The sequence below is a fragment of the Streptomyces sp. NPDC050264 genome (assembly GCF_040655895.1).
In the GTDB taxonomy this organism is placed as follows: domain Bacteria; phylum Actinomycetota; class Actinomycetes; order Streptomycetales; family Streptomycetaceae; genus Streptomyces.
Map to the genome: position 1 here is coordinate 16,876 of NZ_JBFAKV010000006.1, position 12,893 is coordinate 29,768.

Consider the following 12,893-nt stretch of genomic DNA (forward strand, 5'->3'; position numbering starts at 1 on the left):
GGGCTGTTCAGCGTGCCTCTCAGTTGTTATCGTCTCGCTGGCCCAACTGGTACTACCAGTTGGGCCAGTCGACCCGGCAGTCGGTCGGCGCGCAAGAACGGCACCACAGAGAGGCGAGGACGACGATGTCCACGAGCAGCCCGCTCCTGAGCCGGCGCACCTTCGGCAGGATGGCCGCGGGGATCGCGGGAGCAGCCGGTACGGGAGCGCTCGGGGCCTGTTCGGCCCGCGGCGGGACACCGTCGGCCGGCACGCCCCTGCGGATCATGGCGATCAATCACGTGTGGTCCCAGGCGATACGCCGCCGCAAGAAGGAGTTCGAAGAGCGCGTCGGACGGCCGGTCTCGATGACGCTGCTCACCGCCGACCAGCTCACCAGCAGCTACAACGTCAAGCTGAACGCCTCCGGCACCGACGTGGACGTCATGATGGTCCGCGCCCTCCAGGACCAGCTCATCTTCGCGCACAACAACTGGCTCACCGACCTCACGGACCGAGTCGAGGACGATGCGCACTTCGCCTGGAAGGACTTCCAAAAGGCCCCGCGTGACGCCTCCATGACGGCAGGTCGGGTGCTGAGCGTGCCGGTGGTGACCGAACGCCCCGTGCTCTACTACCGCAAGGACCTCGTCGAGGATCTCGGCGGGCCGCCGCGCACGCTGGACGCGCTGATGGACGCCGCGGGTGAACTCGCCGCCCGCAAGAAGGGGTTCTTCGGATACGTCGGCCGCGGGCAGCGCAACGGCGCCGTCTCCCAGTGGTCGAGTTTCCTGTACTCGCACGGCGGCGACTTCGTCGTCCGGGGCAGGTCCGGCATCGGCAGCGCCGAGGCGCTGGCCGCCTACGAGTACTACGGCAAGCTGCTGGCACGGTCCGGCCCGCCCGGGGCGACGAACATGAGCCTCGAACAGGCGATGCCGATCTTCGCGCAGGGCAAGGCGGCCTTCTACATCGACGCCGACGCGATCTACAGCAACTTCCTCGACCCGAAGATATCGACCGTGCGCGACACCGTGGGCTTCGCCCCCTTCCCCGCGGGACCGGCGGGCGCGGTGCCGCACAACATTCCGTCCTGGAGCCTGGGCATCAGTAAGTTCTCCCGACTGCGCGACGACGCCTGGGAGTTCATCAGGTGGGCGGCGGGGCCGGAGATGTCCGAGACCCTGCAGTCCGACGGCATCCCCGGAGCCCGTGCCTCGGTGTGGGCCGACCCGAAGACGCTCGCCGCCTTCCCCGCGGACCTCGCCGAGGCCATGCGCCTCAACGCGGCCCGGGGCCGCGGCTACGACCGGCCCCGGGTGCTCCAGGTGGGCCGGGCCCGGGACATCGTCGGCCGTCCGCTGGTCGCCGGCATCCTCGGCCAGTCCGTACCGCCCGTGGCCCGGGACGCGGACGCGGAGTTCGCCGATTTCCTCGTCCGCGACAACCGCCACAAGGAGTCCTGATGCCGGCCACCGAGGTCTCCCCGGCGCGTACAACGACCAGCAGGCGTAACCCACTTGGGGCGTCGTCCACCGGCCGCCCGCCGCGCACTTTCGAGCAGGCCAACCGGCGGCTGAAGTGGGCCATGCTCGCGCCCGCCCTGCTCTTCGTCGGCCTGATGATCGTCTTCCCGCTCGTCTTCACGCTCGACCTCAGCCTGACCGACGCCTTCGGCGCGGTGAACGCCGACTCCCACCACATCGGGCTGCGCAACTTCACCGACGCGCTGGGCGACTCCCGCAGGTTCTGGCCCGCGGCCCGCCGCACGCTGGTCTTCACCGTAGGCGCGGTGGTGCTGGAGACGGTGCTCGGTCTCGCGCTCGCGATGCTCATGCGCAAGCCGTTCCGCGCCATGCGCTGGGTCCGTACCGTCCTCATCATCCCGCTGCTCACCACGCCGGTCGCCATCGGCATCCTGTGGCTGCTGATCCTCGACCCGACGAACGGCATCGCCAACCACCTGCTCAGCTCGGTGGGCCTGCCCCCGCAGGAGTTCCTCGGCTCGGTCGGCCAGTCGCTGCCGACCCTCATGCTCATCGACGTATGGCAGTGGACGCCGATGATGACACTTCTGCTGCTCGCCGGCCTCACCACCCTGCCCGAGGAGCCGGAGGAGGCCGCGCTCGTCGACGGCGCGAGCAGCTGGCAGCGCTTCCGGTACGTGATCCTGCCCATGCTCGGCCCGACCCTGGCCACCGCGCTCGTCCTGCGCGCCGTGGACGGCCTGAAGACGTTCGACATCCTCTACGCGACCAAGGGGCCGGGCGGCGGTTCGGACTTCGAGGTCGAGACGCTCAACGTCTACGCCTACGGGCTCACCTTCGACTACCAGGAGTACGGACTCGCGGCCGCGGTCCTGGTCCTGTTCACACTCTTCATCATCGGTGTCGTGGTGCTGCTGCGCCGCCGCGGCGGAAGGAAGCACGCATGAGCGCCACCGTCACCACGACCCGGCCGGCACCCACGCAACAGGCGCGCAGACGGCGGCACTTGGGCCTACTGCGCGGCATCGCCATCGCCGTCGTGACCCTCGTCTTCGCCCTGCCGGTCATCTGGATGTTCGCCGCCGCGTTCAAGACGAACGTCCAGGTGACCGACCCGACCGTGGGCCTGTGGTTCCGTCCCACCCTCGACAACTTCCGCAGCGTCCTCGAAGCCGGCCAGATCCTGCGCTCGATGGGCAACTCCCTGCTCGTCGGCGTGGTGTCCACCGTGCTCTCGGCCGTCATCGCCGTCCCCGCAGCCTGGGCCGTCGGCCGCTTCGGGATGCGCCGCACCGGCTCCGTCATCCTCGTCGCGCGCATCGTCCCCGCGATCTCGCTGCTCGTGCCCTGGTACTACCTGTTCGCACGGATGGGCCTGGTCGGCTCCTACACCGTGCTGATCCTCAGCCACATGTTCGTCTCCGTACCACTGATCATGTGGATCATGATCAGCTTCTTCGCGGGGCTGCCCGTCGAACTCGAAGAGGCGGCCCGCACCGACGGGCTCAGCGCCTTCGGAGCCTTCTGGCGCATCACGCTCCCGCTCGCCGCACCCGGCACCGCCACGGCCTCGCTCCTCGCCTTCGTCTTCAGCTGGAACAACTTCATGTTCGCGCTGGTCTTCGCCGACGACCGCACCCAGACCGTGCCGGTCACCCTCTTCAACTTCATCTCCTACGCGAGCACCGACTGGGGCGGCCTGATGGCCGCCGCCACCCTCATCACCGTCCCCGTCGTCCTCGCCGCCGTCCTCGGACAGAAGTACCTGGTGGCCGGGTTGACCGCGGGCGCCTCCAAGGGCTGAACCAGCCTCCCGACCCCCTCTCATCCGGAACCGAAAGAGAACCCCCATGAAGATCGTCGACGCGAAGGTCGTCGTCACCAGCCCGGGCCGCAACTTCGTCACCCTCAAGCTGACGACCGACGAAGGGCTGACCGGCCTCGGCGACGCCACGCTCAACGGGCGGGAACTGGCCGTCGTCAGCTACCTCACCGACCACGTGGCGCCCCTCCTCGTCGGCCTCGACCCGCACCGCATCGAGGACACCTGGCAGTACCTCTACCGCGGCGCCTACTGGCGGCGCGGCCCCGTCACGATGGCCGCGATCGCCGCCGTCGACGTTGCCCTGTGGGACATCAAGGCCAAGGCCGCCGGGATGCCGCTCTACCAACTCCTGGGCGGAGCGAGCCGGGAGCGCGTGCGCACCTACGGCCACGCGAACGGCCGCGACCTGCCCGAACTCCTCGACTCGGTCCGCGCACGCCTCGCCGAGGGCTACCACGCCGTCCGCGTCCAGTCCGGCATCCCCGGCCTCAAGGCCGTCTACGGAGTGCACAGCACGGACGCCGGAGGCGCGCCCGTCCTCCACCAGCAGGCCCGCCCCCTCGTCGAGGACTGGGACACCGACGCCTACCTGCGCCACACCCCGGCCGTCTTCGAGGCGGTACGCGCCGAGTTCGGCCCCGAACTCCCGCTGCTGCACGACGCCCACCACCGCCTCTCCCCGATCCAGGCGGCCCGCCTCGCCAAGGACCTGGAGCCGTACCGTCCCTTCTGGCTGGAGGACTGCACCCCGGCCGAGAACCAGGAGGCGCTGCGCCTCGTGCGCCGCCACAGCACCACGCCGCTCGCCATCGGCGAGGTCTTCAACACGGTCCACGACTACCAGGCCCTGATCACCGAGCAGTTGATCGACTACGTACGCTCCGCGGTCACCCACTTCGGCGGCGTCACCCCCCTGCGCAAGCTCTTCGACTTCGCCGCCCAGTACCAGATCAAGAGCGCCGTGCACGGACCGGAGGACATCTCCCCGGTCGGCATGGCCGCGGCCCTCCACCTCGACCTGGCCGTCCACAACTTCGGCATCCAGGAGTACTCGGGCCACACCCCGCTCACCGACGAGGTGTTCCAGCACGCCTACACCTTCTCCGACGGCCACCTGCACCCCGGCGAAACCCCCGGCATCGGCGTGGAGTTGAACGAAGAACTGGCAGCCGCCCACCCCTACGACGCCGCCTACCTCCCGGTCAACCGCCTCCAGGACGGCAGCGTCCACGACTGGTGACAGCGGGCCGCGACCGGGCGGGCCCTCGGGTCGAGAGCCTGCGGCTGAGCATGCGCCGGCCAACGTGCGCATGATGCCGTCATGGCGGGACTGCACGACATCGTGATCGACTGCGCCCGCCCCGTGGCGACCGCGCGTTTCTGGGCCGCGGCACTGGCGCGAGGAACCGCGTCCACGAGGGCAACGAGTCCTGTCTGTTCCCGTGCGGTGAGTGAGGTCAGGTGGAGCGCTGTACGGGGAGTTCGAGGCGCAGTTGGAACCCGCCGTCGGGCATCGCGGTGGTGCTCAGTGTTCCGCCGAGGAGTTCGGCGCGCTGGCGCAGGCCGATGAGGCCGTAGTGCGCGCCGGGCAGGGGGAGTGCGGGCAAGGTGCGGGCCGTGTTCATGACGGTCGCGCGGAGCGTGCCGTCCGCGTGATGGACGCCGATGGTGGCGGTGGCGCCGGGGGCGTGTTTGCGTACGTTGGTGAGGGCTTCCTGAATGGTCCGGTAGACGGCGCGCTGGACGGTCGGCGGCAGGTCGTCGGGCAGGTCCGTGTGCAGCTCGACGTCGATGCCGCTGTTTTCGACCAGCCGCGGGAGGTCGGTGAGGGAGGGCTGCGGGGTCAGTTCCATGGGGCTGCTCCCGGAGGCGCGCAGCACGCCCACCATGTGCCGGAGCTCGTCCAGCGTCTGCACGCTGAGCCGCCGGATCGTGGCCGCGGCGTCCTTCGTCTCCGGGTCCCGGTTGCCGACCTGGAGCGCTCCGGCGCGTACAGCGATCAAACTGACCTGATGCGAGACGACATCGTGCATCTCACGGGCGAGCCGCGCGCGTTCCCGTGCCTGCACTCTGTCGGCCAGCAGCTGCCGCTCGCTCTCCCGGGCCTTCCAGATCTCGCCGATCCGCACCGTCAGCTCCCGCCGCGCCTGGACGAGCTGCCCGAGGAAGACCGGCGCGGCAGCCGTCGCCAGACTGTAGGTGACCATGATCAGGTTCGAGGTGTCGGTCGGATCGGTGAACTCCGGTCTGGGCCACGACCAGGAGGTGGTGTCGCCGGTCACGAACGCGGCGGCGCAGACGACCAGCAGCGAGCGGCGCCGTGTCAGGGTGGAGAGTGTGTAGAGAGCGGCGAGCGTCGCGAAGACCGCGTCGGTGACGAAGGCGGCGGGCAGCGCCAACACATAGGTGAGCAGGGGGAGTCGGCGACGCAGCGTCAGGCTGACGGCGGCCAGCAGGGCACACACCGCGGCCATCCGGTCATCGGGGTCGACGTGGACCCAGGCATCCAGCAGGGCGGCGGCGATGGCGGCCGCGTCGAACAGAAGGGCCGGCACACGGCGGCGCTTCATCGGCTCTCCGGAGTACGGGACGCCTTGAGCAGCCCGGCGCGCTCGGCGAGCAGGGCCGCCTGGAGACGACTGCCGACCTCCAGCTTCGCGAGGAGGGCGCTGACGTGATCCTTGATCGTGGCGGGGCTCAGGTGCATGCGCGCGGCGATGCCGGCATTGGGCAGCCCCTCGGCGACGAGGAGCAGCACGGTCCGCTCGCGGGCGGTGAGCCTGGAGACGAAGCGACCGGCCGGGCTCGCGGGCCCCTTGTCCAGGAATCCGTCCACGATGGGCCGGATGACTTTCGACGACAGGGCGATGCCGCCATGGGCCAAATCGCGTACCAGGTGCGGGAGTTGCTCGGGATCGGTGTCCTTGAGAAGGAAACCGGAGGCGCCGGTACGCAGTGCGGCCGTGACGTACTCGTCCATGTCGAACGTCGTCAGTATGGCGACCACCGGAGGGTGCGGCAGACGTCGTAGCTCGGCCAGTACGGTCAGTCCGTCCACGTCCGGCATGCGGATGTCGAGGAGCACGACATCAGGACACAGCTCCCGGACCGCGCCGACCGCGCGGCCCCCCGGAACCGCGTCCACCACCTCGATGTCGTCGGCGGCGCCGAGGATGTGCCGGAAGCCGGAACGGATCAGAGCCTCGTCGTCGACCACCAGAACCCGGATCACAAGTGCCCCGCTTGCAGTCGAACCACGATTGGACACCTTTGACGATAGGGGCCCTCCTCCGGTTCCGTGGCCGTCCGGCGGTCTCCGTCCGGCCGGGCGGGCCCCGCCGGGTGGCGGGGGTGACTACGGCCACTTGCCGGATGGGCCGGGGCCCGTGCCGCTCGGACGATGGAACCCATGACACAACACGCACAGACGATCGGGGCCCGATTACCCCTCGATCCGGGCCCCGATCTCACCGACCCCCCTGGTCCGAAGCCGTCGACGGCCCGCCTCGTCGGCATCGACCTGGCCCGCGGCTGCGCGGTCTTCGGCATGTACGCCGCACACGTCGGCCCGGACCCGGCCGCGGGCGGGCCGCTCGGATTCGTCATGGAGCTGGCGCGCGGCCGCTCCTCCGCCCTCTTCGCAGTGCTCGCCGGCTTCTCGCTCGTGATCATCACGGGCCGCCCGCGTCCGCGGACCGGCCGGGCCGGACGCCAGGCCGTGGCCAAGATCGTCGTCCGCTCCGCCGTGCTGATCGTCCTGGGTTTCGCCCTGACCGCCCTGGACACGGACATCGACGTCGTCCTCGCCTTCTACGGACTCGCCTTCCTCTTCATCCTGCCGCTGTACCGGCTGAGCGCGACACGGCTCGCGGTCATCGCCGCCGCGCTCGCGCTGCTGATGCCCCAACTGCTGTACGTGATACGGCAGTCGATAGAGAGCGGGAGCTGGGCGGACGCCGTCGTCGCCGGGGACCCGCTGGCCCGGATCAGCGATACCGACGGCATCGTCGAGCTGCTGTTCACCGGTGAGTACCCGGTGCTCACCTGGATGCCCTTCATGATCGCGGGCATGGCGGTGGCCCGGCTCGATCTCCGCGACGCCAGGATCCGCACCCGGCTCGCCCTCGCCGGAGGCGCGCTGTGCGTGCTCGGCTACGGCGGCTCCTGGCTCACCCTGCGTCTCGTCCCCTCCGCCCTCGACAGCATCGCGGCCGCCACGGACAGCCGGTCGGTCGCCTCGGCCTGGTGGTCCGACATGGTCGGCGACCTCCCGGACCGGGCCCCGGCCGCCTGGCTGCTGATCGCCGCGCCGCACAGCCAGACGACGTTCTCCATCCTCGGCAACACGGGCGTCGCGCTCGTGGTGGTGGCCGTGTGCCTCATGATCACGAACCGCATGCCGCGTCTCGCCCGGCTGACCGCACCCGTCTCCGCGGTCGGGACGGTCGCGCTGACCGCCTACGTACTGCACATCCTGGCCATCCGCGTGGTGGGGATGCAGGACGGGACAGGACCCTCCCTGCTCTCCCTGTTCGTCTTCATCGCGGCAGCGGCGCTGCTGGCCACGCTGTGGACCCGATACTTCCGCCGAGGCCCTCTGGAACACCTGCTCGCCCACGCCACCGGCCTCAGCCGCTACGTCAAATAGCCCGCCGGTCTCAGGGGCGGCCACCGCCCGTGGCCGGAAATGCGCTCAATCGCCCGTCTGGGAACGGCCCCGCCGCGGTAGGCATCCTGCGTGCAGACCTTTCTCCCGTATCCCGACTTCATGCAGTCCGCCGCCGTCCTGGACCAGGCGCGCCTGGGCAAACAGCGGGTCGAGGCACTCCAGGTGCTGCGCGGCCTGATCGTGCCCGGCTACGGATGGCGGCACCACCCGGCGGTACGCATGTGGGCCGGCTACGAGGAGGCCCTGGTCCGCTACGGCCTCGACATGTGCGAGATGTGGGTGTCGGAGGGGCGCTCCGACACCTGCGCCGGCACGCTCGTCACCGACTTCACCGGGCACCGTCCCGGCGCCGAGGTACGAGTCCAGGAGCAGCTCGCCGGCGACGGCGAGCTGCCGCCCTGGCTGGGCGACCCCGCCTTCCACCGCAGCCACCAGTCGGCACTGGTCCGCAAGGCGCCGGAGGTCTACACCCCGTTCTTCCCGGACGTTCCCGACGACCTTCCCTACGTCTGGCCGGCTTCCGGCCGGGGCCCTTCGTAGACCGTCACCCCACGTCGGCGGTGGTCTCCGCCGCACGGGACAGGGTGTCCGCCACGGACGTGCAGGCGATCCGCGCCACGGAGCGCAGCTCGGCGTCCTTCCTGTCCTGGCGACCGGGGGGCCTCGGCGCATCGGCCGGCGAAATGACGCAGCTCGCAGCCGCCGCCGACGTGGAGGCCGTCGTCCTCCCCGGCTGTGGCCGCTATCCCGCCGAGGAAGCCCCGGAGGCGGTGTTGTCCGTGCTGACGACGTTCCCGGCCCCGTGAGATCCGTGAGATCCGTGGGGCCCAGTGGAAAGCGGCCGATGGACGAGGCTGTTTTCGCCGAGGTTCTGGAAAGCGCTTTCCCGCGCGCTTCGGATGCGGTGGGATCGATGCATGCACCAACCGGCTCCCGATCATCTGGACCACCGCTACCGCGGTGAGCATCCCATCCGAACCCTCGGCCACCTCTTCCGCCCCGACCGTCACCGGCTCCTGCTGGCCGCGCTCCTCTTCGTCATCAAGCACAGCCCGATCTGGCTGCTCCCGGTCATCACCGCGACCGTTCTCGACGTGGTCGTCCAGCACCGCTCCCTGGCCGACCTGTGGCGCGCCACCGGCCTGCTCCTGTTCATCCTCGTGATCAACTACCCGATCCACCAGTGGTACGTGCGTCTGCTCGGCGGCAGCATCCGCCGCATGGGCACGACCCTGCGCTCGGCGCTCTGCCGCCGCATGCAGCAACTGTCCATCGGCTACCACGCCCGGGTCAGCTCCAGCGTCCTCCAGGCAAAGGTCGTACGCGACGTGGAGGCGGTGGAACAGATGGTGCAGCAGAGCTCCGACATGGGCCTGGGTGCCGTGACCACCCTCGCCGGCGGACTCGTCATGATCGGTTTCCGTACACCCGAGTTCCTTCCGGTGTTCCTGGTCGTCGTCCCCGCCGCGGGCTTCATGGTGATGCGGCTGCGTGGACAACTGCGCAGCCACAACGAGGAGTTCCGCCGCGAGGTCGAGCAACTCTCCTCGCGAGTCGGTGAGATGACCACCCTGATCCCCATCACTCGCGCCCACGGCCTGGAACGCACCGCGCTCGGCCGCGTCGACGGCTCCCTGCGCCAGGTCTTCGCGGCCGGACTGCGCCTCGACACCATGAACGGCCGCTTCAACTCGGCCGCCTGGGTCCTGCTCAACATTCTCGGCGTGTGCTGTCTGACCGGCTCGGCGCTCGTCGCGTACCACGGCTGGCTGGGGGTGTCGGCCGGCGACGTCGTCATGCTCAGCGCGTTCTTCACCGTCCTGACCGGCTCGGTGACGACCCTGCTCGGGCTGGCTCCCGTGATCAGCAAGGGACTCGAGTCGGTGCGCTCCGCGGGCGAGGTGCTGCAGGCGCCCGACCTGGAGAGCAACGCCGGCAAGGCGCCGGTGGAGCGGGTGACGGGCCGCATCGACTTCCAGGAGGCCGGATTCTCGTACGCCGAGGACAGCGGGGAAGAGGACGGCGGGCCCGCGGTCGACGGCTTCACGCTCTCCGCCCGGCCGGGGGAGACCGTCGCCCTGGTCGGCTCGTCCGGCGCGGGCAAGTCGACCGTGCTGAACCTGCTCATCGGGTTCATCCGGCCGACGGCGGGGCGGATCCTGCTCGACGGCGTCGACATGGCCACGCTCGACCTGCGCAGCTACCGGCGGTTCCTGTCGGTCGTGCCGCAGGAGTCGATCCTCTTCGAGGGCAGCATCCGCGACAACGTGACGTACGGGCTCGGTGACACCGGCGAGGAGACCCTGCTGCGGGCACTGCGCGACGCCAACGCCCTGGAGTTCGTACGGCGCCTGCCGGACGGCCTGGACACGGTGGTCGGCGAACGCGGCGCCCGGCTCTCCGGCGGGCAGAAGCAGCGGCTCGCCATCGCCCGCGCCCTGATCCGCGACCCACGCGTCCTGGTCCTGGACGAGGCCACGTCGGCGCTCGACAACCGCTCCGAGGCCCTCGTGCAGGAAGCGCTGGCCCGGCTCGTGCACGGCCGGACCGTGTTCGTGGTCGCGCACCGGCTCTCCACGGTCCAGGGCGCCGACCGCATCGTGGTGATGGCGGACGGCCGGATCGCGGAGACCGGCACACATCGTGAACTGCTCGCCCGCGGCGGGGTGTACGCGAGGCTGCAACCCGCGGCGGCGGGGTGAGACGGCCTCCGGATCGGTGCTGTGCTCGCTTCCGCCCTGTATGCGTAGAACCGCGGCCCCGGGACATTCGGTGCACCGATGGCTCGGGCCGCGCTCGCGCGGCCCGTCCGCGGCGAGCAGGGTGGGGCATGCACGACTCCGCGAAGCGTGCGCTCCCGTAAGGCGGCGCAGGGACAGGTGCGAAGGAGGCGGTGGCGTGAGCCCCGACGTCGAGGTACGGATCGGCCGGCGCAAGGTCGATGTGAAGAGGGCCGAGAAGGAACTGTTCCCGCGCGACGGCATCACCAAGGCCGATCTCGTCGAGCACTACCGGCGGGTGGCACCGCGCATGCTGCCCGAACTGCGCGGCAGGCCCCTGATGCTCGAACGGATGCCGGACGGCATCGACGAGGAGCGCTTCTACCAGAAGAAGATCTCCGACTACTTCCCCGATTGGATCCACCGCACGTCGGTGGCCAAGGAGGGCGGCGAGGTGACGCACGTGGTCTGCGACGACACGGCGACCCTGGTCTATCTGGCGAGCCAGGCGTGCATCACCCCGCACCGCTGGCTGAGCCGCGCCGACCGGCCGCGCTGCCCCGACCGCATGGTCTTCGACCTCGACCCGCCCGCCGACGACTTCGAGCCGGTGCGCCGCGCGGCGCACCAGCTGCACGAACTGCTCGATCAGCTCGGCCTCGCGTCGGGCCTGATGACCACGGGCTCACGGGGCCTGCACGTCGTCGTACCGCTGAACCGGCGCGACGACGCGGACGACGTGCTCGCCTTCGCCCGCGCCGTCGCGGAGGCTCTGGCGGCACGGTACCCGCGGGAGCTGACGACCGAGCCCCGCAAGAACGCCCGCAGGGGCAGGCTGTATCTGGACGTCGCACGCAACGGCTACGCGCAGACCGTGGTCGCCCCGTTCGCCGTCCGGTCCCGGGCGGGCGCCCCGGTGGCCGTGCCTCTGGACTGGAGCGAACTGGACGCCCCCGAGCTGACCGCCCGGCGCTGGACGGTGACCGACCTCGGCGACCGCCTGGAGAAGGACCCCTGGGCGGGACTCGCCCGTCGCGGACGCGGCGTGACCACGGCGGACCGGCGTCTGCGCGGCCTGGCGCGGAAGAAGTCGCCCCACGCGGACTGACCACGGGCGCGGAGACTGCCACCAGGTCAGGACGTGGCCTTGTGCCGCCGCGTCCCGCGCAGGGCTTCGACGAGTTCTTCCCGGTTCATGGAGGAACGGCCCTGGATCGCGGCGTCGGTGGCCCGCCGGTAGAGCTCGGCCTTGGTCAGGGTGCCGAGCGACGCCCGCTTTCCCCCGCCGGTGGACCGGCGCTTGGCGGCGGCGTCGTGGATGTGCGTCGGAGGCCGAGGCGACGTGTCCGAAGTTCCGCTGCTCTTCGCGCGCTTCTTGCCACCGTGCCCCGAGGGCTTCCTCGCCCGGTCCACGCTCGCCCGCAGCGCGTCCATCAGGTCGACGACGTTGGTGGACTCGGCCGGGGGCTCCGCCTTCCCGACCGCCTCACCGGTCCGCTTGGCCTTGATGAGCGCGCTCACCTGTTCCTGGTACGTGTCGTGGAAATCCTCGGGCCTCCACTCGATACGGAGTGTGTCCACGAGTTGCCGCGCCATCTTCAGTTCCCGGTCGGTGACCTTCGTCTTCCCCGGCAGGTTGTCGATCTCCCGCCGCGGGTCACGGATCTCGTCCGCCCAGTGGAGGGTGTGCAGCGTCAGGAGCCCGGCCTCGGCCCTCACCGCGACCAGATACTGGTGATTGCGCATCACGAACGTGGCGATCCCCGCCATCCCCGCCTCATCGAGCGCCTTCTCGAGCAGGGCGTAGACCTTGGTGTACTCCTTGCCCTTGGGGCCGAGGAAGTACGTCCTGTCGAAGAAGATCGGTTCGACGTCCCGCAGGTCGACGAAGCCCGTGATCTCCAGCGCCTTCGAGCGGCCTGGGGCGATGTCGTCCAGCTCCGCCGGCTCGACCAGTACGTACTCGTCACCGTCGTCGAAGGCCTTGACCACCTCGTCGAGAGGCACTTCCTCGCCCGTGCGTTCATTCACCCGCTTGTTGCGCACACGGTCCGACGTGCCGCGCTGCAACTGGTGGAAGCGGACGGTGTGGCTGTCCGTGGCGGTGAACATCTGGACGGGCAGGGAGACGAGACCGAAGGTCAGCGTTCCGCTCCACACTGGACGCGCCATGTCCGAGACACCTCTTTCTGTCTCCACCCATGGCACCCCGA

At 70.2% G+C, this 12,893-nt stretch carries 12 protein-coding genes; 9 read left to right on the plus strand and 3 right to left on the minus strand.

All coding sequences use genetic code 11. The annotated features are described in order from the left end of the window. Nucleotides 1-125: 125 nt before the first annotated feature. The 4 genes from AB0J02_RS11875 to manD are packed head-to-tail and all read left to right on the plus strand — an operon-like array spanning nt 126 to nt 4,531. Entirely contained in the window at nt 126-1,445 is a 1,320-nt protein-coding gene (locus AB0J02_RS11875) for a sugar ABC transporter substrate-binding protein (protein WP_363193468.1), read from the plus strand. Beyond that, nucleotides 1,445-2,413 (plus strand): sugar ABC transporter permease, encoded by a 969-nt coding sequence (locus AB0J02_RS11880; protein WP_363193469.1) that lies wholly within the window; start codon nt 1,445-1,447, stop codon nt 2,411-2,413. The genes AB0J02_RS11875 and AB0J02_RS11880 overlap by 1 nt, the downstream gene beginning before the upstream one ends. Then, entirely contained in the window at nt 2,410-3,270 is an 861-nt protein-coding gene (locus AB0J02_RS11885; RefSeq protein WP_363193470.1) for a carbohydrate ABC transporter permease, read from the plus strand. Before AB0J02_RS11880 ends, AB0J02_RS11885 begins: the two co-directional genes overlap by 4 nt. 46 nt (nt 3,271-3,316) lie before the next feature. Next, nucleotides 3,317-4,531, plus strand: a complete 1,215-nt coding sequence (gene manD / locus AB0J02_RS11890) for a D-mannonate dehydratase ManD (RefSeq protein ID WP_363193471.1) — start codon at nt 3,317-3,319, stop codon at nt 4,529-4,531. A gap of 217 nt (nt 4,532-4,748) precedes the next feature. On the opposite strand, the gene AB0J02_RS11895 is transcribed toward manD, so the two are convergent. Then, entirely contained in the window at nt 4,749-5,861 is a 1,113-nt protein-coding gene (locus AB0J02_RS11895) for a histidine kinase (protein ID WP_363193472.1), read from the minus strand. Then, nucleotides 5,858-6,523, minus strand: a complete 666-nt coding sequence (locus AB0J02_RS11900; protein WP_363193473.1) for a response regulator transcription factor — start codon at nt 6,521-6,523, stop codon at nt 5,858-5,860. The genes AB0J02_RS11895 and AB0J02_RS11900 overlap by 4 nt, the downstream gene beginning before the upstream one ends. A 177-nt stretch (nt 6,524-6,700) precedes the next feature. Between AB0J02_RS11900 and AB0J02_RS11905 the strand changes: the two genes are divergently transcribed. The 5 genes from AB0J02_RS11905 (at nt 6,701) to ligD (ending at nt 11,788) form a co-directional block, all read left to right on the plus strand. Further along, the gene (locus AB0J02_RS11905; protein WP_363193474.1) at nt 6,701-7,939 is read left to right on the plus strand and encodes a DUF418 domain-containing protein; all 1,239 of its coding nucleotides are present in this window, start codon (nt 6,701-6,703) and stop codon (nt 7,937-7,939) included. Between the two features lie 90 nt (nt 7,940-8,029). Continuing rightward, the gene (locus AB0J02_RS11910) at nt 8,030-8,500 is read left to right on the plus strand and encodes an MSMEG_6728 family protein (protein WP_363193475.1); all 471 of its coding nucleotides are present in this window, start codon (nt 8,030-8,032) and stop codon (nt 8,498-8,500) included. A gap of 44 nt (nt 8,501-8,544) precedes the next feature. Beyond that, nucleotides 8,545-8,766, plus strand: a complete 222-nt coding sequence (locus AB0J02_RS11915) for a hypothetical protein (RefSeq protein WP_363193476.1) — start codon at nt 8,545-8,547, stop codon at nt 8,764-8,766. Nucleotides 8,767-8,877: 111 nt separating this feature from the next. Then, nucleotides 8,878-10,662, plus strand: a complete 1,785-nt coding sequence (locus tag AB0J02_RS11920; RefSeq protein ID WP_363193477.1) for an ABC transporter ATP-binding protein — start codon at nt 8,878-8,880, stop codon at nt 10,660-10,662. 196 nt (nt 10,663-10,858) lie between these two features. Further along, a complete protein-coding gene (gene ligD / locus AB0J02_RS11925) occupies nt 10,859-11,788 on the plus strand; it encodes a non-homologous end-joining DNA ligase (protein WP_363193478.1) in 930 nt (309 codons plus the stop codon). Between the two features lie 26 nt (nt 11,789-11,814). Here the strand turns inward: ligD and AB0J02_RS11930 are convergent, their stop codons facing one another. Continuing rightward, nucleotides 11,815-12,852, minus strand: coding sequence for a Ku protein (locus tag AB0J02_RS11930; protein WP_363193479.1), 1,038 nt, complete (start codon nt 12,850-12,852; stop codon nt 11,815-11,817). Nucleotides 12,853-12,893: the final 41 nt, after the last annotated feature.